This is a genomic window from Thioalkalivibrio sp. ALE14, from assembly GCF_000376845.1.
GTDB lineage: Bacteria > Pseudomonadota > Gammaproteobacteria > Ectothiorhodospirales > Ectothiorhodospiraceae > Thioalkalivibrio.
Window position 1 is genome coordinate 20,167 of sequence record NZ_AQXY01000028.1, and the last position, 24,124, is coordinate 44,290.

The 24,124-nt window shown below is 68.9% G+C and carries 22 protein-coding genes and 1 pseudogene; 12 read left to right on the forward strand and 11 right to left on the reverse strand.

The genetic code is table 11. The features are described 5' to 3' along the window. The first annotated feature begins 63 nt into the window (after window positions 1-63). The 5 genes from F572_RS0107870 to F572_RS0107890 all read left to right on the forward strand — a co-directional run bounded on the left by F572_RS0107870 (window position 64) and on the right by F572_RS0107890 (window position 6,603). The gene (locus tag F572_RS0107870) at window positions 64-1,323 is read left to right on the forward strand and encodes a TolC family protein (RefSeq protein ID WP_017940714.1); all 1,260 of its coding nucleotides are present in this window, start codon (window positions 64-66) and stop codon (window positions 1,321-1,323) included. Continuing rightward, entirely contained in the window at window positions 1,320-2,957 is a 1,638-nt protein-coding gene (locus F572_RS0107875; protein WP_017940713.1) for an efflux RND transporter periplasmic adaptor subunit, read from the forward strand. Before F572_RS0107870 ends, F572_RS0107875 begins: the two co-directional genes overlap by 4 nt. Before the next feature lie 12 nt (window positions 2,958-2,969). Continuing rightward, on the forward strand, window positions 2,970-6,050 hold the full coding sequence (locus F572_RS0107880) for an efflux RND transporter permease subunit (protein ID WP_017940712.1): 3,081 nt from the start codon (window positions 2,970-2,972) through the stop codon (window positions 6,048-6,050). Window positions 6,051-6,131: 81 nt separating this feature from the next. Then, window positions 6,132-6,365 (forward strand): hypothetical protein, encoded by a 234-nt coding sequence (locus F572_RS0107885; RefSeq protein ID WP_017940711.1) that lies wholly within the window; start codon window positions 6,132-6,134, stop codon window positions 6,363-6,365. Then, on the forward strand, window positions 6,352-6,603 hold the full coding sequence (locus F572_RS0107890) for a type II toxin-antitoxin system RelE/ParE family toxin (RefSeq protein ID WP_017940710.1): 252 nt from the start codon (window positions 6,352-6,354) through the stop codon (window positions 6,601-6,603). Before F572_RS0107885 ends, F572_RS0107890 begins: the two co-directional genes overlap by 14 nt. 16 nt (window positions 6,604-6,619) lie before the next feature. Here the strand turns inward: F572_RS0107890 and parE are convergent, their stop codons facing one another. Next, complete coding sequence (parE, locus tag F572_RS0107895; protein WP_017940709.1) at window positions 6,620-8,506, reverse strand: DNA topoisomerase IV subunit B; 1,887 nt, start codon at window positions 8,504-8,506, stop codon at window positions 6,620-6,622. 437 nt (window positions 8,507-8,943) lie between these two features. On the opposite strand from parE, the gene trxA reads away from it, so the two are divergent. Next, on the forward strand, window positions 8,944-9,819 hold the full coding sequence (trxA, locus tag F572_RS0107900) for a thioredoxin (RefSeq protein ID WP_017940708.1): 876 nt from the start codon (window positions 8,944-8,946) through the stop codon (window positions 9,817-9,819). A gap of 176 nt (window positions 9,820-9,995) precedes the next feature. Here trxA and F572_RS15675 read toward each other — a convergent pair. The 5 genes and pseudogenes from F572_RS15675 to F572_RS0107925 all read right to left on the reverse strand — a co-directional run. Beyond that, window positions 9,996-10,286 (reverse strand): annotated as a pseudogene (locus F572_RS15675) (OsmC family protein); the annotation flags it as partial. A gap of 430 nt (window positions 10,287-10,716) precedes the next feature. After that, the gene (locus tag F572_RS0107910; RefSeq protein ID WP_017941128.1) at window positions 10,717-11,430 is read right to left on the reverse strand and encodes a DsbC family protein; all 714 of its coding nucleotides are present in this window, start codon (window positions 11,428-11,430) and stop codon (window positions 10,717-10,719) included. Between the two features lie 96 nt (window positions 11,431-11,526). Then, complete coding sequence (gene xerD / locus F572_RS0107915) at window positions 11,527-12,432, reverse strand: site-specific tyrosine recombinase XerD (protein ID WP_017941127.1); 906 nt, start codon at window positions 12,430-12,432, stop codon at window positions 11,527-11,529. 3 nt (window positions 12,433-12,435) lie between these two features. Further along, window positions 12,436-13,248, reverse strand: a complete 813-nt coding sequence (locus F572_RS0107920) for a slipin family protein (RefSeq protein ID WP_017941126.1) — start codon at window positions 13,246-13,248, stop codon at window positions 12,436-12,438. Window positions 13,249-13,287: 39 nt separating this feature from the next. Then, window positions 13,288-14,853 (reverse strand): nodulation protein NfeD, encoded by a 1,566-nt coding sequence (locus F572_RS0107925; RefSeq protein WP_017941125.1) that lies wholly within the window; start codon window positions 14,851-14,853, stop codon window positions 13,288-13,290. Here F572_RS0107925 and mobA point away from each other — a divergent pair. The 3 genes from mobA to glp are packed head-to-tail and all read left to right on the forward strand — an operon-like array spanning window position 14,852 to window position 17,428. Further along, complete coding sequence (gene mobA / locus F572_RS0107930) at window positions 14,852-15,571, forward strand: molybdenum cofactor guanylyltransferase MobA (RefSeq protein ID WP_017941124.1); 720 nt, start codon at window positions 14,852-14,854, stop codon at window positions 15,569-15,571. The genes F572_RS0107925 and mobA overlap by 2 nt on opposite strands. A gap of 37 nt (window positions 15,572-15,608) precedes the next feature. Then, window positions 15,609-16,151 carry a molybdopterin-guanine dinucleotide biosynthesis protein B gene (gene mobB, locus F572_RS0107935; RefSeq protein ID WP_017941123.1) on the forward strand — a complete coding sequence of 181 codons (543 nt, stop codon included), beginning with the start codon at window positions 15,609-15,611 and terminating at the stop codon, window positions 16,149-16,151. Window positions 16,152-16,171: 20 nt separating this feature from the next. Then, window positions 16,172-17,428, forward strand: a complete 1,257-nt coding sequence (glp, locus tag F572_RS0107940; protein WP_017941122.1) for a gephyrin-like molybdotransferase Glp — start codon at window positions 16,172-16,174, stop codon at window positions 17,426-17,428. Window positions 17,429-17,440: 12 nt separating this feature from the next. On the opposite strand, the gene F572_RS0107945 is transcribed toward glp, so the two are convergent. After that, window positions 17,441-17,794 carry a PilZ domain-containing protein gene (locus F572_RS0107945; protein ID WP_017941121.1) on the reverse strand — a complete coding sequence of 118 codons (354 nt, stop codon included), beginning with the start codon at window positions 17,792-17,794 and terminating at the stop codon, window positions 17,441-17,443. A 59-nt stretch (window positions 17,795-17,853) separates the two neighbouring features. Between F572_RS0107945 and F572_RS0107950 the strand changes: the two genes are divergently transcribed. Continuing rightward, window positions 17,854-18,390: an RDD family protein gene (locus tag F572_RS0107950; RefSeq protein ID WP_017941120.1), complete on the forward strand. Its 537-nt coding sequence runs from the start codon at window positions 17,854-17,856 to the stop codon at window positions 18,388-18,390. 255 nt (window positions 18,391-18,645) lie between these two features. Here the strand turns inward: F572_RS0107950 and F572_RS0107955 are convergent, their stop codons facing one another. The 3 genes from F572_RS0107955 to lptF are packed head-to-tail and all read right to left on the reverse strand — an operon-like array spanning window position 18,646 to window position 21,484. Then, on the reverse strand, window positions 18,646-19,290 hold the full coding sequence (locus F572_RS0107955) for a GDSL-type esterase/lipase family protein (RefSeq protein WP_017941119.1): 645 nt from the start codon (window positions 19,288-19,290) through the stop codon (window positions 18,646-18,648). Next, on the reverse strand, window positions 19,287-20,360 hold the full coding sequence (lptG, locus tag F572_RS0107960) for an LPS export ABC transporter permease LptG (protein ID WP_017941118.1): 1,074 nt from the start codon (window positions 20,358-20,360) through the stop codon (window positions 19,287-19,289). The genes F572_RS0107955 and lptG overlap by 4 nt, the downstream gene beginning before the upstream one ends. Then, window positions 20,357-21,484, reverse strand: a complete 1,128-nt coding sequence (lptF, locus tag F572_RS0107965) for an LPS export ABC transporter permease LptF (protein ID WP_017941117.1) — start codon at window positions 21,482-21,484, stop codon at window positions 20,357-20,359. Before lptF ends, lptG begins: the two co-directional genes overlap by 4 nt. Window positions 21,485-21,572: 88 nt before the next feature. On the opposite strand from lptF, the gene F572_RS0107970 reads away from it, so the two are divergent. Further along, window positions 21,573-23,066, forward strand: coding sequence for a leucyl aminopeptidase (locus tag F572_RS0107970; RefSeq protein ID WP_017941116.1), 1,494 nt, complete (start codon window positions 21,573-21,575; stop codon window positions 23,064-23,066). A gap of 16 nt (window positions 23,067-23,082) precedes the next feature. Next, entirely contained in the window at window positions 23,083-23,505 is a 423-nt protein-coding gene (locus F572_RS0107975; RefSeq protein ID WP_017941115.1) for a DNA polymerase III subunit chi, read from the forward strand. Window positions 23,506-23,527: 22 nt separating this feature from the next. Here F572_RS0107975 and F572_RS0107980 read toward each other — a convergent pair whose 3' ends face one another. After that, window positions 23,528-24,118, reverse strand: coding sequence for a nucleoside triphosphate pyrophosphatase (locus tag F572_RS0107980; RefSeq protein ID WP_017941114.1), 591 nt, complete (start codon window positions 24,116-24,118; stop codon window positions 23,528-23,530). Window positions 24,119-24,124 lie beyond the last annotated feature (6 nt).

Here is a 24,124-nt window from a genome sequence, read left to right on the forward strand (position 1 = left end):
AACACAGCGCGCTGACGCCCTCCGGGGCGCAGCCTGGATCGTCATCAATGGGGAGTGCTTCCCATGTCCAATTCGGTTTTTTCCTGGTCGGTCGCCGGACTGATCGGACTGCTTTGCCTGCCCGCCGCGCACGCGGACACGGACCGCTGGACCCTGGAGCGTGCGGTCACGCACGGGCTCGCGTTGGCCCCCGAGGCCGAGGCCTTCGAACACCGCATCGACGCGCAGCGCGGCGCGCGCGATCAGGCGGGGCGCTGGCCCAACCCGACACTGGAGGCCGAGGCCTCCGACCGGCTCGGAATGGAGGACGGGCGCAGCGGCTATTCGCTGAGCGGGATCGCCGTGACCCAGCCACTCCCGCTGTGGGGGCAGATCGGACACCGGCGTGATGCCGCCTCCGCCCGTCTCGCCGCGACCGAGGCGCAGACCCACGCCGACCGCCTGGAACTGGAAGGCCACATCGGCGCCGCGTTCCATGCCTGGCAGCAGGCGGAGGCGGGGCTCGAGCTGGCGCGCGAGCGCCTGGACGAGGCCCAGCGCCTGGGGCGCATCGCCCGACTGCGACAGGAACGCGGCGACCTCTCCGAACGCGAGCGGCTGCGCATCGACCTGTTCCGTTCCGAGGCCATGCGCCAACTGGAGGCCGCCGAGGGCGAGCGGACCGAGGCCCGCGCCACCCTGGCCGCCTGGCTCGACCGGCGCCCCACCGAGCTGGGCACCGCCCCCGCCTTCGACGACCCACCCCCGGCACCCGCCAGGATCGAACCACAGACGGTAGTGGACCAGCACCCCGCCCTGCGGGCCGCGTCCGAACAGCAACAGGCCGCGCAATTGGAGATTGCCCGCGCACGTGCCGCAGGGCGCCCGGATATCGGCATCCGGCTGTTTCAGGAGCGCGAGGTAATCGACGGCCGCCGGGAGACCTCCACCGGCGTGGCGCTGCAGCTCGAGCTGCCGCTATGGGACCGCAACCAGGGACGCGTCCGCGAATCCGTGGCGGACCATTACACGCGCCAGACCGAGGTCCGTGCCCTGCGCCGCGACCTGACCCGCCAGGTCGAGGTCGGCACCGTGCACCTGGCGCACCTGCTGGACGAACTCGAGCGCCACCGCGGCGAGACGCTGGCGCCCGCCCGGCGGGTACGCGAGCTGACCTACCGCGGCTACGAGGCCGGCGAGGCCTCGCTGCTGGAGCTGCTCGAGGCCTACAACACCCATTTCAACGCGATCGAACAGGAACACGAGCTGCTCGCCCAGAGCTGGGCCGAGTGGCGCCAACTGCGCATCGCAGCGGGGCTTAGCCTCGCGGAGGACACCCCATGACCCACCGAATCGCCCAGGGAATCGCCCACGGAATCGCCCATCGGATCACGCGCATCACCACCCTACTGGCCCTCGCGACGGCCCTCGCTACCGGTCCCGCCCTGGCCGACGACCTCGAGATCACGCACTGGGGTGCCGAGCTGGAATGGTTCCTGGAGGCCGGCGCCCCGGCGCCAGGGGCAACGGAGACCTTTGTGGTCCATGCCACCTGGCTGGATGACTTCCGGCCGGTCACCACGGGGGAGGTAACCCTGCAGATGCATAACCGCTACGGGGAGGTATTCAGCGAGGCCACGGCCGGCCTCGACCGCGAAGGCATCTTCGCGGTCCCCCTGACCCTGCCCGAGCCGGGTCACTATTACCTGACGGCCGTCCACGAAGACGCCGACGGCATGCGCGAGGACACGCTCGGTCAGGTACACGTCCCCGGGGATCACGACCACGGGGACGAAGATCACGGTCACGACCATGACCATGCGGGCGACGACCACGGGCATGCCCATGGCGAGGACGATCACGGCCACGATGACCATGGACACGATCACGACCATGGCAACGAGGGGCACGCGCACGAAGCGGACGACACGATCACCTTTCTCAAAGAGACCCAGTGGCGCATGCGCTTCGCCACCACCCCGGCCCGTTATGAACCGTTCGCCGAACGCATCGAGGTCCCCGGGACGGTCCGCGAAGTGCCCGGCAAGCGCACGCGGCTGATCGCGCCCGCCGATGGCGTCATCACGGCCGACGGGGAATGGCCGGCACCCGGGCGCGAGGTCAACGCCGGGGACAGTCTGATGCGTCTGGCGGTCTTGCCGGACAGCGGCACCTCCAGCGGCCTGGCCCTGGATCTCGCCCGCGCACAGGAACGTCTGACCGCGGCCGAGGCGGATCTGGAGCGTCTGACAGCGCTCGCCGAGGAGGGCGTGATCGCCGACAGTCGGGTGGTGGAGGCCCGCCGCGAACGCAACACCGCGCGGGCCGAACTGGACGACGCCCGCGATCGCCAGGAACGGCTCGACGGTAGCGCCGTCTCCGGCACCCTGGCCTTGCGCGCCCCGGCGGGTGGTCGGGTGGAATCCCTGGATGTCAGCCCCGGAGAGGTCGTGCAGGCCGGCCAGCAGCTGGCCAGCGTGCTCGATAGCGAGGCGCTGTGGGTGGTGGCGCACCTCTACCCGGCGGACCTGGAGCGGGTCACGTCTCTGGCCGATCCCGCCGTACGCCACCCGGGCAGCCGCGAGTGGCATACCGTGGGCGGCGCGCCGGTCTGGGAAGGCGGCGCGTTCGATGGCCCCGGGCAGACACTGCCGGTCGCCTTTGCGCTGGCGGAGTCCGGGCCCCGGTACCGGCCCGGCATGCCGCTGACGGTCTCGCTGGCGGCCGGGCCGTCGCGCCACCGCATCACGCTCCCGACCGCGGCACTGATCGACGACGACGGCGTGCAGGTGGTGATGGTGCAGACCGGGGGCGAGACGTTCGAGCGGCGCCCGGTCCGTACCGGGATTCGTGCCGCCGGCCGGGTGGAGATCCTCGCCGGGGTCGAGGCGGACGAGCGCGTGGTGGTCCGGGGTGCCTATGCGGTCCTGCTCGCAGGCCGGGATGTCGGTGACATCGGCCACGGCCACGCACACTAGGGGGATACCAACATGCTGGATCGACTGATTCAATGGTCCCTCGCCAACCGCCTGCTGGTGATGGCCGGGGCCCTGGGCCTTCTGCTGCTGGGGGCCTGGCAGGCCAGCCAGGCGCCGATCGACGTATTCCCGGATCTGACCGCGCCCACCGTGACGGTTATGACCGAGGCCCCGGGCCTGGCCGCCGAGGAGGTAGAACAGCAGGTCAGCTACCTGATCGAGTCCGCCGTCAGCGGCGCGAGCGGGGTGCGCCGCGTGCGCTCACAGTCCGTGGCGGGCTTCTCGCTGGTATGGGTGGAGTTCGAATGGGGCGAGGAGATCTATCAGGCGCGGCAGGTCGTCACCGAGCGGCTGGGGCGCGTGCAGGCAGAACTCCCCGAAGGCGTCGCCGCCCCGCAGCTGGGAGCGATCAGCTCGATCATGGGGGAGATCGCCTTCGTCGGTGTGCGTGACGACGCGCGCGCCGATGGCATGCGCGCCCGCGAGATCGCCGACTGGGTGGTGGCCCGCCAGCTGGAGGCCATCCCCGGGGTGGCACAGGTGACCACCCTGGGCGGCCAGGTCCGCCAGTACCAGGTGCAGGTCTCCCCGGAGCGTCTCGCGGCGTTCGACCTGAACCTGGTGGAGGTCCGCGACGCACTGGAGCAGGCCAGCCGCAATGCGGGCGGCGACCGCCTGGGCGCGGGCGGTCAGGATTACCTGATCCGCTTCCTCGGGCGCGCCGAGCGCATGGACGAGATCGAGCAGGCCGTGGTCGCGGTGCGCGACGGCATGCCGATCCTGGTACGGCATGTCGCGGAGGTGGCGATGGGGCCCTCCATCCCGGTCGGGGATGGCGGCGTGAACGGCCGCCCCGGCGTGGTCCTGGCCATCTCCAAACAGCCGGATGCCGATACCGTCGAACTCACCCATTCGATCAACGAGACCCTCGCGCGGCTCGAAGCCGGCCTGCCCGAGGGTGTCACCATCGAGCCCAACCTGTTCCGCCAGGCCGATTTCATCCAGACGGCAGTGGCGAACGTGGGCAAGGCCCTGCGCGACGGGGCGATCTTCGTGGTGCTGATCCTGCTGGTGTTCCTGCTGAGCGTGCGGATAACGCTGATCTCGGCGCTGGCCATCCCGCTGTCGCTGACCGTCGCCCTGCTGGTCCTGCACGCGCTGGGCATCTCCATCAACACCATGACCCTGGGCGGCATGACCATCGCCATCGGCGCACTGGTCGACGATGCCATCATCTTCGTGGAGAACATCTATCGCCGACTGCGCGAGAATGGCGGCGAACGCGACCGGGCCAGCCTGGACGAGACCGTACGCCGGGCCTGCTCGGAGATGCGCTACCCGGTGGTCTATTCCACCGTGATCATCATGCTCGCATTCGCCCCGCTGTTCTTCCTGAGCGGGGTGGAAGGCCGCCTGCTGCAGCCGCTGGGGCTGGCCTACCTGGTCGCGATCGCGGCGTCGCTGATGGTGGCCCTGACCGTGACGCCGGTCCTCGCCCGCTGGCTGCTGCCCGCGGTGGCTGCACGCCGCGCCGGCCGCGAACCGCCAGTGGCCGCGGCCCTGCAGCGCGGCTACCGCCCGCTGCTGCGCGCCACCCTGCGCTTTCGCCGCAGCGTGGTGGTCCTCTCGGCGGCCCTCGCCGTCGCCACGCTGGCGGCCACGCTGCTGCTCGGGCGCTCCTTCCTGCCCGACTTCAACGAGGGCAGCCTGACCATCGAGATGGCCACCCCGCCCGGCACCAGCCTGGAGACCTCGGCGGAGATGGCCAGCCAGGTGGAACGCTGGCTGCTGGCACACGACGCGGTGCTTACCGTGGCCCGCAGCACCGGGCGCGCCGAGGGCGCGGAGCACACCCAGCCACCCCACCTGAGCGAACTGGATATCCGTCTGGGTCCGCTGCCGCAGGGGAAGGAGGCGTTTCTCGGGGAGCTGCGCGAGGGCCTGGCCGCGTTCCCCGGCCAGTTCAACATTGGCCAGCCGATCTCGCACCGTATCGACCACATGCTGAGCGGCGTGCGCGCGAACCTGTCGGTGAAGATCTTCGGGCCGGGCCTGGGCGAACTGCAGCGCCTGGCGGGCGAGGTCGAACGGACCCTCGAGGGCATCGACGGTCTGGTCGACCTGTCGATCGAGCCCGTCGCGGCGGTGCCCCAGGTCCGGCTGCATGCCGATCGCAGCGCCCTCGCCCGCTACGGCCTGACCGTGGCCGACGCCGCGGAGACGCTGGAGACCGCATGGCGCGGTGCCCGCGTCGCCCAGATCTTCGAAGGCGAACGGCGTTTCGACCTGGTCGTGCAGCTGCCCGTGGAGCGGCGCGAGCTGGACCGCCTGGCCGACATCCCGATGCGCACGCCGACCGGGCATCGCATCCGGCTGGGCGATGTGGCCGAACCGCGCATCGAACGTGGCCCCGCCCAGATCAACCGCGAAAACGCCGAACGCCGCCTGGTGGTCAGCGCCAACGTGGCGGGGCGCGACCTGCGCGGGGCGGCCGACGAGGTCCGCGCCACCATCGACGAGCGGGTGGCACTTCCCGAGGGCTATCGCGTGGAACTGGGCGGCCAGTTCGAGGCCGAGGCCCAGGCCAGCCGCACCATCGCCATCGTGTCCGCCGGCGTCCTGGTCGCGATGCTGGTGGTGCTGCAACTGGCCCTGCGCTCGCTGACCCTGGTCCTGCTGGTGATGGTCAACATCCCGCTGGCGCTGATCGGCGGGGTGATCGCCGTGTTCGCCATGGGCGGCGTGCTGACCATCGCGGCGCTGGTCGGGTTCATCACCCTGTTCGGCATCGCCGTGCGCAACGGGCTGCTGCTGATCAGCCGCTACCAGAGCCTGGCGGCCGAGGGCATACCGCTGGACGAGGCCGTGGAACGCGGGGCGCTGGAGCGGCTGACGCCGATCCTGATGACCGCACTCACCGCCGCGCTTGCGCTGGTCCCGCTGGCGCTGGGCCTGGGCGAGACCGGCACCGAGATCCAGGCCCCGATGGCCATCGTGATCCTCGGCGGCCTGCTCGGCTCCACCGCGCTCAACATGATCGTACTGCCGGCCCTGTACCACTGGGTCCGGTCGCGCCCCTCGGTGCGGGCCTGACGCCGGTTCGGCTATAGCGCTGTGACGTCATGACGTTACAGCGCTATCGTGCCTTTTGTACCCACCATCCCGGAGACTCCGATGAACGAGCCGAACAAGCGTTCCACCGTGTATTTCGAACCGGCTCTGCACCGGGCACTGCGCCTGAAGGCCGCCTCCACCCAGTGCTCGATCTCCGATCTGGTCAATCGGGCCGTGCGCCAGACCCTGATCGAGGACCAGGAGGACTTGCGGGCGTTCGAGGAGCGCGTTGCAGAGCCGACCATGTCGTACGAGGCGCTCCTCGACGACCTGAAGGCGCATGGCAAGCTTTGAGGTTGTAGTCCGCAAGTCCGTCGCCAAGGATCTGCGACGGGTTCCCGACAGGGCCGTACGCCGCATCCTGGAACGCATCGCTTCACTGGCCGAGGACCCCCGCCCACTGGGCGGCGAGAGGCTTTCCGCGCAGGAACGCTACCGTGTGCGGCAAGGCGTCTACCGAATCCTCTACGAGATTCAGGACGAGCAACTGATCGTCACGGTGGTGAAGATCGGCCACCGTCGCGAGGTCTAACGGTGAAACGCGGCTGTCAGACGGCGACGTCGGCCAGGTGGCCCTTGCCTTCCAGCCAGGCGCGGCGTTCGGAGGCGCGCTTCTTGCCAAGCAGCATGTCCAGCAGCTGCATGGTGTCGTCGGCGGCGTCGAGGGTGAGCTGCACCAAGCGCCGGGTGTCCGGGTTCATGGTGGTCTCGCGCAGCTGCAGCGGGTTCATCTCGCCCAGCCCCTTGAAGCGGGTCACGGAGACCTTGCCCTTCATCTTCTCCGCCTCGATGCGCTCCAGCACGCCGGCCTTCTCGTCGTCGTCCAGGGCGTAGAAGGTCTGCTTGCCGACATCCACGCGATAAAGCGGCGGCATGGCGATGTAGACGTGCCCGCGCTCTACCAGCGGGCGGAAGTGCTTCAGGAACAGCGCGCACAGGAGGGTGGCGATGTGCGCGCCGTCGGAGTCGGCATCCGCGAGGATGCAGACCTTGCCGTAGCGCAGCCCGTCCAGGCTGGCCTGGCCCGGATCCACACCCAGGGCCACGGAGATGTCGTGGATCTCCTGCGAACCCAGCACTTGGTCCGGGTCCACCTCCCAGGCATTCAGGATCTTGCCGCGCAGCGGCATGATCGCCTGGAAGTCGCGATCGCGCGCCTGCTTGGCGGAGCCGCCGGCGGAGTCGCCCTCGACCAGGAACAGCTCGGTGCGCTCCAGGTCCTGGCTGGCGCAGTCGGCCAGCTTACCCGGCAGGGTCGGGCCCTGGGTGACCTTCTTGCGCACCACCTTGCGCCCGGCGCGGCTGCGCTTCTGCGCGTTCTGGATCGCCAGCTCGGCGATGCGCTCGCCCTGCTGCGGGTGCTGGTTCAGCCACAGGCTGAAGGCGTCCTTGACCACGCCGGAGACAAACGGCGCGGCCTGGCGTGAGGACAGCCGCTCCTTGGTCTGCCCGGCGAACTGCGGGTCCTGCATCTTGAACGACAGCACACTGGAGACCCGCTCCCAGACATCCTCCGGGGCCAGCTTGATCCCGCGCGGCAGCAGGCTGCGAAACTCGCAGAACTCGCGCACGGCATCGGTCAGGCCGGTGCGCAGACCGTTCACGTGCGTGCCACCCTGGGTGGTCGGGATCAGGTTCACGTAGCTCTCGCTGACGACCTCGCCGCCCTCCGGCAGCCAGGTCACCGCCCAGTCGGCGGCCTCGGTGGCCCCGGAGACCGAACCCATGAACGGCTCCTCCGGCACGCGCTCCAGGCCGTCCAGCGCCTCCACCAGGTAGTCGCGCAGCCCCGCCTGATAGCACCACTCGCAGGCCTCGCCGGTGGTCTCGTCACGGAATGTCACGGTCAGGCCCGGGCACAGCACGGCCTTGGCCCGCAGGATGTGCTTGAGCCGGGGTACCGAGAACTTCGCGGAATCGAAATACTGCGGGTCCGGCCAGAAGTGCAGCGTGGTGCCGGTGTTGCGCTTGCCGACGTCGCCGACTGCCTCCAGGTCCTGGGTCTTGTGCCCGCCGGCGAAGGCCATGCGGTACTCGCGCCCGTCGCGCTTGATCTGAATCTCCAGCAACTTCGACAGCGCGTTCACCACCGACACGCCGACCCCGTGCAGACCGCCGGAGAACTGGTAGTTCTTGTCCGAGAACTTCCCGCCCGCGTGCAGGGTGGACAGGATCACCTCGACCCCGGGGCGGTTCTCGCGCGGGTGCAGGTCCACCGGCATGCCACGGCCGTCATCGGACACCGACACCGAGTCGTCCTTGTGCAGAATCACGTCGATGCGTTTGGCGTGGCCGCTGATCGCCTCGTCCACCGAGTTGTCGATCACCTCCTGCGCCAGGTGGTTCGGCCGGGTGGTATCGGTGTACATGCCCGGGCGCTTGCGCACCGGGTCCAGCCCCTCGAGGACCTCGATATCGGATGCGGAATAGCTCACGCAGGAACCCCTTTATTGATATTGATCGCGCCCAGCACCGAGCACGGCATCGGTCATCATGCCCCGTCATTGCGAGGAGTCGAAGGCGACGAAGCAACCTCCCAACGAAACCCCCGACGTCCGTCCCGCCCAGCGCCGGGGCCGTCCACGGGGATCGCCACGCGCCTGCGGCGCTCGCGATGACGGTGCTTCTGCCCGCCGCCGTCATCGCGAGGCCCCGCAAGGGGCCGTGGCACAAAAGCGCGAAGCGCGTTGAACGGCCCCTGGCCGGCCCGCAGGGCGAGCGCAGCGAGTAACCTCCGGACGAAACCCCGACGCTCATCCCGGACAGTGCGCAGCGTACCAAAGCCTGCGGGGGAAAGGCTGCTTGCAATCCCGGGGGCGATCCCAACAATGCACTGCAGATTCCGTCTACAAGCGTTTCAGGAGGATTCCCCATGGCAGAAGCCGCAAGCGCAACCGGCGACGATATCCTCGACGTCACTCAGGAGAGCTTCCAGCAGGCCGTACTGGACGAGTCCCACCAGCGCCCGGTCGTGGTGGACTTCTGGGCCGCCTGGTGCGGCCCTTGCCAGCAGCTGATGCCGCTGCTGCAGCAGCTGGCCGCGCAGTACGCCGGCAAGTTCCGCCTGGCCAAGGTCAACAGCGACGAGCAGCAGGCCCTGGCGCAGCAGTACGGCGTGCGCAGCCTGCCCACGGTGATGATCTTCCGCCACGGCAAGCCGGCCGACCAGTTCATGGGCGTACAGCCGGAGCCGAACATCCGCGCGATGATCGACCAGTATCTGGAGAAGCCCTCCGACAAGCTGGTCGAGAAGGCCCGCGAGCAGGCCCAGGCCGGAGACACGGACGGGGCCGTGGCCACGCTGCGCGCGGCGCTGGAGGATGAGCCCGACAACGGCGACCTGCGTATCGAGCTGGCCCGCGCGCTTGCCCAGGCCGGCGACCCGGAGGCCGCCGAGGCCGAGCTCGGCAAGCTGCCGCTTGGCGACAGCGAGAAGGAAGAGGCCAAGGCCCTGCGCGCGCGCCTGGGATTCGCGAAGACCGCTGCCGGCATCGACCCGCAAGCGGTCGCAAAAGAGCTGCAGGAAGGCGACCCGCGCCCCGAGGCGCTGGAGCAAATGGCGGCCTACGCGATGCTGTCGGGCCGTGCCGAGGAGGCGCTGGGGCTGTACCTGCAACTGATGAAGCAGCACCGCGCCTACAACGACGGTGCCGGCCAGAAGGGCCTGCTGGCGGCCTTCGAGGTGCTGGGCAACGATCACCCGCTGGTGGGACAGTATCGACGGCAGATGGCGTCGCTGCTCTATTAAGCGGGTTCCGGGCGCCTGGGCAATTTCCCCTTGGCGTCCGGGGCCGCGATCGGGCGCTGGTCAACCAACATCGAGCCGGGATTCCCCTGCGACGGGAACCGCGGTGTGCAGGTCAAGCGCGGGCCAGGGCTTCGCGAGCAAGCTCGCTCCCACAGGGGGCGCCCCCGCGGCAGCGCCTATTGCCTGGCGACGACCTCGCCGGTGAGTTGGGTACCCGGGGCCAGGGTCGAGTAGATCGTGCCCTTCTGCACGTTGCGGTGCAGGATCTCGAGCATCTCCTCGTCGGCATCGGTGCCGACCTCGACGCGGTATTCGATCTTCGCGATGGCCGGCGGGTCATCCTGGCGCCAGGCGCGCAGCTGAATGGAGATGCTGTCGACCTCCATGCGCAGCATCGGCAGGGCACGCTGGATGCCGCGCACCATGCAGGCCCCGAGTGACGCCAGCATCAGCTTTGGCGGGCCAAGGGAGACGCTGATTGAATCGCGCGTCCGCGCTCGAGTCGCTTTTGCGTGCGAACAAGGCGCGGTGACTGCCGTGCAGTCATTCTGCACAAGGGAGCCGCAACGCCGTGCGCGCGCAAAAGCGGCCGAGCCCCTTCGGGGTTGGCGCCCCAGGTTCCCCGATCCTGCGTTACGGCCCTTGCCGGTAGCACCACTACCGGCTGCGCACCGCGCCTTGTCTCGGAAAACCTGGGGCGCCAACGCGGATGCGCGATTCAATCAGCGTCTCCCTAAGCGTCGTCGCGACCGTCCATGTCGGTGTCCAGCGTGACCTCGGCTTGCTTGGCCCGCGCCAGGCTGCCGTGGGCATCCACCCGTTCGACGTTCAGCTGATATTCCAGCATGTCATCTCCACCCGCTGCCCGGACCGCCGTGCGATCCGGGTCGCCGGGAATCAGTTACTGCCGAGGATGCGCTCGATCACGGCCTGGGGTTCCTGGTAGCCGGACAGCTGCTGGCCGCCCTCGGTGATCAGAGCGGGCGTCCCGCGCAGACCAAGCTGCTGCCCCATGGCCATGTGCTGGTCCTGCGGCGTGGCGCAGCTGCCGTCGATGTCGTTCAGCTTGTCGCCTTCCTTCGCCCGGTCCATCGCCTCTTCGCGATCATCCGCGCACCAGATGCGGTTCATGATCTCGGGGGAGTCTCGGCCCAGCACCGGGAACATCAGGTAGCGCACCTTGATGCCGGCGGCCAGGTATTCGGGCAGATCCTGGTGGATCTCGCGGCAGTAGGGGCAGTTCGGGTCGGTGAAGATATTCAGGACGCCCTTGGTACTCCCATTCGGGGAGTAGGTCACCAGCTCGGCGTCATCGATGGCGGCGAACATGTCAGCGCGCACGCCACTCAGCGCGGCCTGGGTCAGGTTCTCGCGGGTCTCGAGATCGACCATGCTGCCCTGGATCAGATAGCGGCCATCTTCGGAGACGTAGAGGATATCGGTGCCGTAGCGGACCTCGTAGACGCCCTCCATCGGGGTCTCGCGAATGCTGTCGATCTCGCTATCCGGGATGACCCGGGCCATGTATTCCTCGATGGCCTCGGTGGCCATGAGCGGGGTGCTGAACACGGCCAGGGCCGCGGCAAGGGGAAGAACGCGTTTCAGGAGCATGGATTCTCTCGTGGCTGTACAAAAAAACGGGGCCAGTCTAGCAGTCCCGGGCGCGCGGGCCTCGGGCTTTTTACTGGCAAGAACGCGTAATAGACGTCAGCCGCGGGGATGATGTTCCGCATGCAGGTCCTGCAGGCGGGCGCGTGCGACGTGGGTATAGATTTGCGTGGTCGACAGGCTGCTGTGACCCAGCAGCATCTGCACCACGCGCAGGTCCGCTCCGTGGTCCAGCAGGTGGGTGGCAAACGCATGGCGCAGCGTGTGCGGCGACAGCGGTGACTCGATGCCAGCACGGCGCGCATGGGCCTTGATTCGGTACCAGAAGGCCTGGCGGGTGAGGCCGCTGCCGCGCCGGGTGACGAACACCGCCTCGCAGGGCGGGTGGCCGTCCATCAGGTCCGGCCGTGCCTCGCGCTGATAGCGGGCCAGCCAGTGAGCCGCCTCCTCGCCCAGCGGGACCAGGCGTTCCTTGTCGCCCTTGCCGGTAATGCGCACCACCCCCTGCCGGCTGTTGACCTCCGACTGTTCCAGCCCCACCAGCTCGGAGACCCGCAGGCCGGTGGCATACATCAATTCCAGCATCGCGCGATCCCGCAGGCCCACCGCGTCGTCGAGCTCGGGGGCCCTCAGCAGGGCCTCCACCTGGGCCTCGGACAGGCTGTCCGGCAAGGGGCGCCCGGCCCGAGGGGACTCGATCCCGACGCTGGGGTCATCCTCGCGCTCGCCCTGATGGACAAGATAGCGATAGAAACGCCGAATGCTGGACAGCGCCCGGGTGATGGACTTTGGCCGCGCCCCGGCCTGCATGCGCGCACTGACATAGCCCAGCAGATCGGGCGCACCGGCGGCCTCCAGGCTCGTGCCCCTCGGTTCCAGCCAGTGCGCCAGGCCCTCCAGGTCGCGGCGGTAGGCCGCCAGGGTGTGATCGGACAGGCCCTCGACCGCCCAGAGCTCGTCCAGGAAACGGTCGAGGGCCGGGGATGTCGCCGTGGCGACGCTCACGCGCTACTGACCACCCGGCTTCCCGGCGTTACCCGGGGCATCCGGGTTCTCCGCGCGGAATTTGCCCGCCAGGTTCTCGAACACCTTGGTCAGCTCCAGCGGTAGCGGGAAGAAGATGGTGTTGGCGTTCCCGTTGGTGGACATGTCCGCCATCGTCTGCATATAGCGCAGTTGCAGCGACGAGGGTGCCGCCTCCATCTGCTGGGCCGCCTGGACCAGCTTCTCGGCCGCCTGCAGCTCGCCCTCGGCGTGGATGACCTTGGCGCGGCGCTCGCGCTCGGCCTCGGCCTGGCGGGCAATGGCGCGGATCATCGAGTCGTCCAGGTCCACATGCTTGATCTCGACATTGGTGACCTTGATGCCCCAGGCGTCGGTCTGCGAGTCGAGGATCTCCTGGATGTCGTTGTTCAGCTTGTCACGCTCGGACAGCATCTCGTCGAGGTCATGCTTGCCGAGCACCGAACGCAGCGTGGTCTGGGCCAGCTGGCTGGTGGCGGCATAGTAGTCCTCCACCTGGATCACCGACTTGGCCGAGTCCACCACGCGGAAATACAGCACCGCGTTCACTCGCACCGTCACGTTGTCCTGCGAGATCACGTCCTGGCTGGGCACGTCGAGGGTGATGATGCGCAGGTCAATGCGGACCATCTGCTGGATGCCCGGGATTACGATGATAAGGCCCGGGCCCTTGACCGACTGGAACCGGCCCAGGAAGAAGACAACGCCGCGCTCGTACTCCCGCAGCACCTTGATCGACATCACGATGATGGCGACCAGGATGACTAGCGGGACGACAAAGAAACCGAGATCGTTCATGTCCTGCTCCTTCTACGTTATGGGCACCGTGACGACCGGTCAGCCGGCCGAGGCGGTGCCCGGGGTGTCCTCTTCGCTGGCGGGTTCGACCCGCAGCTTCAGGCCGTCGATGGCAGTCACGCGGACCTTCTGCCCTTCGCGCACGGGTGTCGAGGTCTCGGCGTTCCACTGCTCGCTGTGGACCCAGACCCGGCCGCTGCGCTCGAAGTCCTCGCGCGCCTCGCCGATCATGCCGATCATCTCTTCGTAGCCGGTTGCGGGTTTCTTGCCACGCAGGCTGAACAGCCGCCCCAGCACCCAGACCGACAGAATGCCGATGGCGATGGCCGTGCCGATCACCAGTGGCAGGGCCACGTTCAGGTTGGGGTCGTCCCACAGGATGATCGAACCGGTTGTAAACGCCACAATGCCTCCTATGCCCAGGGCCCCGAAACTGGGCACAAAGGCCTCTGCGATCATGAAGATCATGCCCAGCAGCATCAGCGCCAGGCCCGCATAGTTCACCGGCATCACCTGCAGTGCAAAGAACGCCAGGATCAGCGCGATCGAACCGATCACCCCGGGATAGATCGCCCCCGGGTTGGCCAGTTCGAAGATGATGCCGTAGATCCCCAGCAACATCAGGATGTAGGCGATGTTCGGGTTGGTGATCACCGACAGCAGCTGGGTGCGCCAGTCCGGGTCCATGCGCACGATCTCCAGTCCCTCGGTGGCGAGGGTGCGCTCACCGTCATGCATGCGCACGGTATGGCCGTCGATCTGGGCAAGCAGGTCGTCCAGGTTGTCCGCCACGAAGTCGATGACATTCTGCTCCAGGGCCGCGGTCGCGGTCAGGTTGGAGCCCTCGCGGACGGTCTCCTCGGCCCAGTCGGCATTGCGCCCGTGGCGTTCGGCCAGACCGCGGATATAGGACACCGCATCCTCCAGGACCTTGCGCCCCATCGCGTCCTCGCCACGCCGCGGCTCCGGATCGTCCTCCAGCAGTTCCTCCTCGCTGGCCGGTTCGACCTCGCCATTGGCCGTTCCGTTGTCGTCCGCGGGCTCTTCGGTCGCCGCGTCCGGCTCCTCGTCACGTGCGTCGTCATTGGACTCGTCGGTGGCCTCGTCGTCACGGGCATCCTCGTCGGGTTGTGGCGGGTCCATGCCCGGCAGCCCGCCACCGCCCATCTGCACCGGTGTGGCCGAGCCGAGGTTGGTGGCCGGGGTCATCGCCGCGACATGCGACCCGTAGAGCATGTAGGTCCCGGCACTGGCCGCGCGCGAGCCGGCCGGGTGGACATAGGTGACCACCGGCACGTCGGATTGCAGGATGTTCTTGATGATGCTGCGCATGCTGGAATCCAGCCCGCCCGGGGTGTCCAGCATCAGGATCATGATCTCGGCGTCCTCCGCCTCGGCACGCTCGATGCCGCGGCGAATGTAGTCGCCGGTGGCCGGGCCAATGGCGTCCTCCACCGTAAGCATCAGGGCATGGCGCCCGCCGGTATCCGCCAGGCTCGCGGCGGCCAGCCAGCCCGCGCCTAGCACCAGGAAGGCCAGCCACAGCAGGTGGCGCCAGCGGCGCCCCGCGCCCGGTCCCGCCTTGCGTCCCAATGAAACCCGCATGGGCTTCCTCTCCCGTCAGGGTGGATTCGTCGTACACTGCGTGCGCACACGCGACATCCGACTCGTTCACCACGATAAACCAAAGGCCGGACCGGCGCCGAACCCGCAGAGCCACATGGACCCGCAGGCAATGCAGACCCCGCCCGAAACCCTCGCCGCCGTGATCCTAGCCGGCGGTCAGGGCCGCCGCATGGGCGGTCGCAACAAGGGCTGGATCGAGTACCGCGGACGCCCCCTGATCGAACACGCGATCGAGCGCCTGCAGCCCCAGACCATGCAGCTCGCCATCAGCAGCAATACCGATATCGACCGTTATCGGGCGCTGGGGTTTCCGGTACTGACCGATTCCTTCCCGGATTACCGCGGCCCGCTGGCCGGGATCGCGGCCGCCTTTGCGGCCTTTCCCGATTGCGAAATCCTGTGTGCACCGGTCGACGCGCCCGAACTGCCCCGGGATCTGGAACGCCGTCTGCGCCAGGCACTGGAGACCGGTCCGGCCCCCGTGGCCATCGCCCACGACGGCGAGCGCCTGCAGCCCCTGTTCGCCCTGCTGCGTCCGGTCCTGGCGGATCGCCTGCACCGGGAGCTGGCGCGCGGCTCGCTGGCGGTCGGACGCTGGTTCCGCGAGGTCGGCGCGGTCACGGTGGACTTCTCCGACCAGGCCCGGGCCTTCGCCAACATCAACACGCCCGAGGACCTGCATCCATCGTCGGAGTGACCGCTATACTGCTGCAGCGCAGCCCGGAAAGACGCCCATGATCGAACCGACCAGTCCCCTGTCCCTGCCCCGCATCGCCTTCTCCGCCTGGAGCGGCAGCGGCAAGACCACGCTGCTCAAGGGCGTGATCCCGGCCCTGCGCGCCCGCGGCCTGCGCCCGGCGATGATCAAGCATGCCCATCACGAGTTCGACGTGGACAAGCCCGGCAAGGACAGCTTCGAGCTGCGCCATGCCGGCGCCGACCAGATGCTGGTCGCCTCCGGGCGGCGCTACGCCCTGATGGTGGAGACCCCGGAGACCGACGATGGCCGCGTGCCGGACCTCGACATGCTGTGCGCGCGGCTGGACCCGCGACGCTGCGACCTGATTCTGGTGGAGGGCTTCAAGCAGTGGGATCTGCCCAAGATCGAGGTGCATCGGCCGTCGGTCGGCAAGGCCCCGCTGTATCGCGAGATACCCGGCGTGGTCGCGGTGGCCACCGACGCCACCACCCTCGACTTCGAAGGCCCGCTGCTGCCGGTCAACGACCCGGATGCGGTGGCCGCCTTCATCATCGACTACCTCGACATCCATCCCTGAAGCGAAAGCGGAGACACCCCATGCCCGAGGCTGCCCCCGGCTGCGACGAATTCGACCCCAATGCCAAGACCCTGGAACAGGCCCGCGCCGCCATCCTCGAGGTCTGCCGGACGATTACGCAGAGCGAACAGGTCACGCTGGAAGACGTCCTCGGGCGCACCCTGGCGCAACCGGTGCATGCACGCATCGACGTGCCACCCGCCGCGGTCTCGGCGATGGACGGCTACGCCCTGTGCGCGGCGGACGCGGCGGAAGGCGCCTGCCTGGCCCTGGTAGGCACATCGGCGGCCGGGCACCCCTGGGACGGCGAGCTGCAGCCCGGCCAGTGCGTGCGCATCCTGACCGGTGCGGTCGTCCCGCGGGGTGCCGACGCCGTGATCATGCAGGAGCACGTAGAGCGCGGCGACGACTCCATCACGCTGCAACAGGGTGGCCTGAAACCCGGGCACAACATCCGTGGCCCGGGGGAAGACACGGCGGCCGGTTCGCCCCTGTACGACACCGGACAGCGCATCGGTGCCGCCGAGATCGGGGTGCTGGCCAGCCAGGGTATCGCCCGGGTGAGCGTGCTGCGCCGGCCGCGCGTGGCCTTCTTCTCCACCGGGGACGAGCTGGTCCCGCTGGATCAGCCACTGGGTCCGGGGCAGATCCATGACAGCAATCGCCACACCCTGCGCGCACTGCTCGCGGCCTATCCGGTCGAGGCCATGGACTACGGGGTAGTCCGCGACACCGAGGATGCGGTCCGCGACGCCCTGACGCGGGCCGGCGAACAGGCCGATCTGATCATCACGACCGGGGGCGTGTCGGTGGGCGATGCCGATCACGTGACCCGCGTGCTCCAGGCCTCGGGCCAGGTCGGCTTCTGGAAGCTGGCGATCAAGCCCGGCCGTCCGCTGGCCTTCGGTCACTTCGGCAACGCCCACTTCTTCGGCCTGCCCGGCAATCCGGTGGCCGTGATAACCACCTTCGCCCTGCTGGTGCGCCCGGCGCTCCTGCAGCTGGCCGGACGGAACGCGACCGAACCGCAGACCCTGAACGCGCGACTGCTGGAGGATCTGTACAAGACCCCGGGGCGCAAGGACTTTCAGCGCGCGCTCCTGGAGACCGACGACCGCGGCTGGGTGGTCCGGGCCGCCGGTGGCCAGGGCTCGCACCAGTTGCGCGCGATGAGCGCGGCCAATGCCTACGTGGTACTGCCGCGCGAATCCGCCGGGGCGCGGGCGGGCGACTGGGTGGAGGTCCTGCCATTCCGGGAGATCTTCCCGGAGGTGTGAGCCAGACCCGGCTCAGTGCGACTCGATCAGGGCGGCGAACTCGCGTTCCAGCAGAACCTCGTCCCCCAGATTGAGTTCGACCAGGCGGCGCAGGTGGGAGGCGGATTCCAGCGGCATCGCCTCGATCTCCACGCCCACCCAAAGGCCTTCGTGCCAGCGCACCAAACCCTCGAAGGTGATCCGCGCCTCGTCGCTGAGCGGGATGTCCACGCTGACTTCGTCGCCGTCGGCCATGGCCGGCAGATCCGCCGCCTCCAGCAGCACGCCCTTCAGCGAGATGTCCTCGACCCGGACGGAACAGCCCCCGCCGTCGGTCAGCAGGGTAGCCGGAAATTCCAGGGGGATACGTTGAAAGCGTCGCTCCATGCGGCAAGACTACGCCCACTCCGCGCCTGCGGCCAAATCCAGAATCATCCGGAAAGCTCATGACCGAAACCGCCTCGTCCATCGACGGCCAGCCGTCCAGCCTGCTGCGCCGCCTGGCCGCCATCGTCTACGACGCCCTGCTGCTGGTGGCGATCTGGATGGTCCTCGGCCTGCTGGTGGTCGTCGTCGGGAACACCACCGGGCTGTACTCGCCGCGCGCGCACTTCGTGCTCAACCTGATCGTCGCCTGGGGCTTCTTCTACTGGTTCTGGACGCGCACCGGACAGACGCTCGGCATGCAGGCCTGGAACATCCAGCTACGCACCGAGGGCGGGTACGCCGTCAATGCCTGGCAGGCGACGCTGCGCTACCTGGTCGCGGTGGCCCAGTGGCTGGTGATCCTGATGGCGATCTGGGCGGTGCGCGAATACGGTGCGGTCGCGATCACGGTGGTCACCGCGGCCGCTCTGTTCGCGCTGGGCCTGTCGCAGTTCCATCCGCGGCGCTGGATGCTGCACGACTGGCTCACCGGCACCGAGCTGGTGCGCATCCCCGGCCTCGCCAAACCCCGCTGGAAACAGAACCGCAAGACCTGACCCCCTCTGGTTCAACCAGGACTCAGGTCAAGAGCGGCTAACAGGAAGGCGCGAAGACAGGAAGAATTTTTTTGGGCGGGCGATCGGGCTGCCCGGGCGTGCAACGGCACCATAGCCGTTCGTTCTTGTCCTGACGCCCCAACATCGGAACCTTCCCGTCTTCACGCCTTCCGGTAGATGCTTTTCGTCCTTGAACTTCTTCCCGCCTTCCAAACTTCCTGTGAATCGCTTTTGACCTTTCGTGGTGAACAACCATCAGGGGGCGAGCCAGAGGCCGAGGTCGTCCAGGGCCTCGGCGATCTCGGATGCGATGCGGCGGTAGCCGCGGCCGTTGGGATGCACGGGGTCGGCGCGCAGCTCGCGTTCGGAGAGCACGCCGGAGAGCACCCCCTCGATCAGGGCCACCTGCTCCTCGCGCGCCAGCTCGCGGTAGACCGGATCGTCCCGAAGCCGGCCGGTGGCCGCGCCCAGGGCGGAGGCCCGCGGCACCCCCAACAGGACCGGCTGGGCCCCGTGCCCGCGGACGGTACCCACTAGGGCACGCAGGTCCTCCTTCACCGCGGCGGGATCGCGCTGGCGCAGGAAGTCGTTGCCACCCAGCCAGATCAGCACCAGGTCGGGCTCGTGCGCGCGCAGGCTGGGCCCCAGGCGGTCACGGGCGCCGTTCGCGCGATCGCCCGGGACCCCGTCGTTGATCACCGTCCAGCCGGTGATCGTCGCCAGACGCGTCGGGTAGTCCTCACCCACCCCCGCCCCGGTGCCGTGGGTCACGCTGTCGCCAAAGGCGAGCACGGTGGCCTGACGCGGGAGCGGATCGAAGTCATCCGGCCCGGCGCCGCCGCAGGCCGCCAGCACGATCGGCAGCAGGAACAGGAACCCCGCGCGCAGCCAGGCCTTCATGTCTGGCGCCCCATGCGGTAGAGCGCGGCCAGCGCGAGGACCAGGAACAGCACCACCGGCAGACTGGCCGCCACCACCGGCGGCAGGTTGTAGACCAGCCCCAGATGGGTCATCGCGCGCATCACGATGGCAAAGGACACGCCGATGGCGATCCCGATGAACAGCCGGCGACCGGCACCGCCCTCACGCTGGGAACCGAACAGGAACGGGATGGCGAGCAGCAGCATCACGAAGGTGCTGGCCGGCAGGGTCAGGCGCTGCCAGAACGCGACCTCGTAGGGCGCCGAGTCCAGGCGGTTCTCCTGCAGGTAGCCGATGTAGCGCGCCAGGTTCTGCGCCGCCATCTGGCTGGGCTCGACCACCAGCACGTCGAAGTATTCCGGCGCGATCAGACGCTCGATGATCTCCTCCTCCAGGCGCTCGGACTCGACGCGCTCCAGCGACAGCCTCGAGCGTTCCACGTCCTGCAGCCGCCAGGCCCCGCCTACGTACTGCGCACTCTGCGCCCGTGTGATCTCGCGCGGCTCGCGGTTCTCGTCCACCTCGATAATGCGCACCCCGATCAGGCGATTGCCCGGCAGGACGGTATCCGCCTGCACCATGCGCTGCCCGTCGCGCGCCCACAGCCCGATCGGGCTCACGCTCAGCTGTTCGTCGAAGGCCGTCGCCTTGAGGTTCTGCGCCCGGCTCTCGGCGGCCGGGGCGAAGAATTCGCCGACCCCCACCATCACGACCACGACCACCAACCCGGCCTGCATCACCCAGCCGATGAACCGGCCCAGCGTCATCCCCGCCGCGCGCATCGCCGTCAGCTCGCTGTTCGCGGCCAGATTGCCCAGCCACAGCAGTCCGCCCAGCAGTGCCGCCGAGGGCAGCATGTCGTACATGCGCCGCGGCAGGGTCAGCGCCACGTACAAAAGCGCTTCGCTCAGCCCGTAGTTGCCACGCCCGGTGTCGCGCAGCTCGTCGATCAGCGCGAAGACCGCATCCAGCGCCACCAGCAGGACCACGGCCAGCGCGGTCCCGATCAGGACCTGGCGCATGATGTAGCGCCCCAGCACGGTCGTCATGGCGTCACCTCGTCACGCTCCGTGCGACCCGCACCGCGGTCCACACCCCGGCCGAGGCCCAGCATGCCCTTGCGCCAGGCCAGTACCAGCCACAGCGCCAGCATCACGCCGTGCGTCCACCAAAGCCCCAGGGCCAGGGGTGTACGCCCGTCGGCCAGCTGCCCCTGCCCCAGGATCAGCAGGTTGGCGTACAGCACGTAGACCCCGATCGCGGCCGGGATGCGGGCGTAGCGGCCGGTACGGGGCGGCACCTGGGCCAGCGGCAGCGCGATCAGGCTCAGCACCAGGATCGACAGCGGCATGGCGAGGCGCCATTCGAGTTCCGCGCGGTGTTCGGGGCGATGCCGCTGTTCCCAGAGATCCAGCGTCGACATCGCGTTCAGCGAGCGTCTTCCGGCCCCGGCATCCGGTTCGGTGATCTGGGTCCGCAGGCGCTCAAACTCCAGCATGCGGAAGCTGACCTCGCCGGGCACACCCACATGGCGATAGCCGTTCTCAAGCACCAGGAAGCCGCTGCCCTCGGCACCGGGATCGGGGATCGCCCGCTCGGCCACGGTGACCTGCGCCTCGCCATCCACCTCGCGGTAGATGAACACCTCCAGCAGGGCCTCGCGGTCCTCGCTCAGGCGCTCGGCGAAAAACACCTGCTCGCCTACCCGGGAGCGCAGAAAGCGCCCGGGGGTAATGCCGACCAGATCGGAGCGCTGTTCGGCGAGGTCGCGGAACTGGTCGATCTGGGCCTCGGTGCGCGGCACCACCAGCGTCATCAGCACCAGCAACAGCAGCGAGGCCGGCACGGCCACCCAGAAGAGCGCGCGATAGAACGCCGCGAAGGACATCCCGCTGGCCTGCAGCGCGACCAGTTCACTGTCGCGCTGCAGCCGGCCCAGCACCAGCATGAAGGCCAGGAACAGCGCCACCGGCCAGAGGAAAACAATCCCCTTGAACGCGCCGAAGGCCACCAGCGGGGGGAGGAAGTCGACCGGGATACTGCCCTCGGCGACATCCCGCAGCACCCGCCCCAGCACGCCGCCGACAATCACGAGCAGCAGCACGATGGTGACCGCGGTCTGGGTGACCAGCAGTTCGCGGGCAATGAAACGCTCGGCGCGGCGGAGGATCATGCGCGCATTACCCCGCGGCCCGCGCGGCGCGTGGTCGGGCGCCGCGTGGCGCTGGTACCATGACTGGACTCATTCTCGGGAGGCATTCATGCAATTCTCCGTCACCACCTCGACCCTCGACAAACCCCGCGCCGGCATCCGCGCCGCCGGAATCCATCACAAGCGCAAGCCGGCCGCTGGCGCCACCGCCCTGGATGCCGCGCGCGATGGCGAGATCGCAGCCCTTTTGAAGGCCGGCGAGATGGATGGCGAGGCCGGCAGCCGGCTGTTGTTGCCCGGCAGTGGGGGCCCAGGCAATCAAGGGAAGGGTAGCGCACTCCTGATCGGCCTGGGCGCGAAGAAGGACTTCGACGCCCGCGCCGCACGCAAGGCGGCACAGACCCTCGCGGCGGCACTGGTCGAGCGCCCTGCCACCAGCGCGGTGATCGCGGTGGCAGACTTCCAGCCGCGCGGCAAGGACATCGCCTGGGTGGTGCATACCCTGGTCGCGGCGATCTCGGATGCCGCCTACCGCTTCACCCCGTTCAAGGGCAAGGAAGAAACCACGCCGGTCAAGCTGGACAAGATCCAGCTGAGCGTGGAGCGCAACGAGGCCGACGCGGCCAAGAAGGCCTGCAGCGAGGCCGCGGCCATCGCCACCGGCGTGAACCGCGCCAAGGACCTCGGCAACACCCCGCCGAACGTCTGCTACCCGGAGAGCCTGGCCGAGACCGCGCGCGAGTTGGCCAAGCAGTACAAGTCGCTGAAGGCCACGGTGCTGGACGAGAAGGATCTGGAGAAGCTCGGCGCCGGGGCGATCCTGGCGGTGGGCAAGGGTTCCGAGCGCCCGCCGCGCCTGATCGCGATGGAGTACTCCGGCGGCAAGAAGGGCGACGCCCCGGTGGTACTGGTCGGCAAGGGCATCACCTTCGACACCGGCGGCATCTCGCTCAAGCCCGGCGCCGAGATGGACGAGATGAAATACGACATGTGCGGCGCCGCCAGCGTGTTCGGCGTGATCGAGGCCTGCTGCGAGCTGGACCTGCCGGTCAATGTGGTCGGCGTGGTCACCAGTGCCGAGAACATGCCCGACGGCCGCGCGACCCGCCCCGGCGATATCATCACCACCCTGTCCGGACAGACGGTGGAGATCCTGAACACCGACGCCGAGGGCCGCCTGGTCCTGGCCGATGCCCTGACCTGGGTCGAGCGCTACAAGCCGAAGGCGGTGATCGACATCGCCACCCTGACCGGCGCCTGCATCATCGCACTGGGCCACCAGGGCGCGGCCGTGCTCGGCAACAACGAGCGACTGGCCAAGGGCCTGCTGGCCGCCGGCGAGGAAAGCGGGGATCGCGCCTGGCAGCTGCCGCTGTGGCCGGAATACCAGGAACAGCTGAAGAGCAATTTCGCCGACATGGCCAACATCGGCGGGCGCCCGGCCGGCACCATCACCGCCGCCTGCTTCCTGTCGCGCTATACCGAGGACTACACCTGGGCGCACCTCGACATCGCCGGGGTCGCCTGGAAGAGCGGCAAGGAAAAGGGCGCGACCGGGCGGCCCGTGCCGATGCTGATGCGCTACCTGCTGGACCAGGCCTGATCGCGGTCCGGCGGGCATGACCCACGTCAGCTTCTACCTGCTGAAGGACCCGGCCCCGGAGGCCCGCCTGCGCTTCGCCTGCCGCCTGGCCCGCAAGGCCAGCGGCCAGGGCCACCGCGTGCACATCCACACCGGCTCGCCGGAGCTGACGCGCACCCTGGACGAGTGGCTGTGGACCTTCGAGGACACCGCCTTCCTGCCGCACAGCACCGACGTGCGCGATGCGGACGTCGCGGTCTCCGTGCACGAGGCGCATGCCCCCTCGGATCGCTGCGACGTCCTGATCAATCTCGCCCCCGAGGTCCCGGAGTACTGCGGGCGCTTCGAGCGCGTCGCCGACATCGTCGGCGGCGAAGAGCCCGAGCGCGAGGCCGGGCGCGCGCGCTATCGCTTCTTCAAGGATCGCGGCTACCCGCTGGAGCACCACAACATCCAGTAGGGACACCAGGGGCGGGGACCATTCAAACGCGCGGCGGCGGCTCGGGGATCTCGCGCAGCCACTGCTCCAGTTCGAACAGCGGCAGGCCGACCACGTTGGTGTAGGAGCCCTCGATCCACTCGACAAAGGCCGCACCGCGGCCCTGGATGGCGTAGGCCCCGGCCTTGCCGCGCGGCTCGCCGGTCGCCCAGTAGGCCTCGATATCGGCCGGGCTCAGCTCACGCAGGCGTACCCGGGTCGTCACGTGACGGGCACGCATGGGCTCGCCGGGGCGCCACAGGGCCATGCCGGAGACCACCCGGTGCTCGCGCCCGGACAGGCGCCCGAGCATGGCCGCGGTGTCGGCGAAATCCGCGGGCTTGCCCAGCGCGTCGTCGTCCACGGCCACCACGGTGTCAGCCGCCAGCACCCACTGGCCGGGCGCCAGGCGCTCGCGCGCCGCCTCCGCCTTGGCGACCGCCAGGCGCTCGACCAGGGCCTCCGGCGTCTCGTCCGGTCGCGCGCTCTCGTCCACGTCCATCGGCGCCACCTCGAAGGCGAGCTGGATCTGCTCCAGCAACTCCCGGCGACGCGGAGAGGCCGAGGCAAGCAGCAGCGGCGGTGTCAGGTTCATACGGCG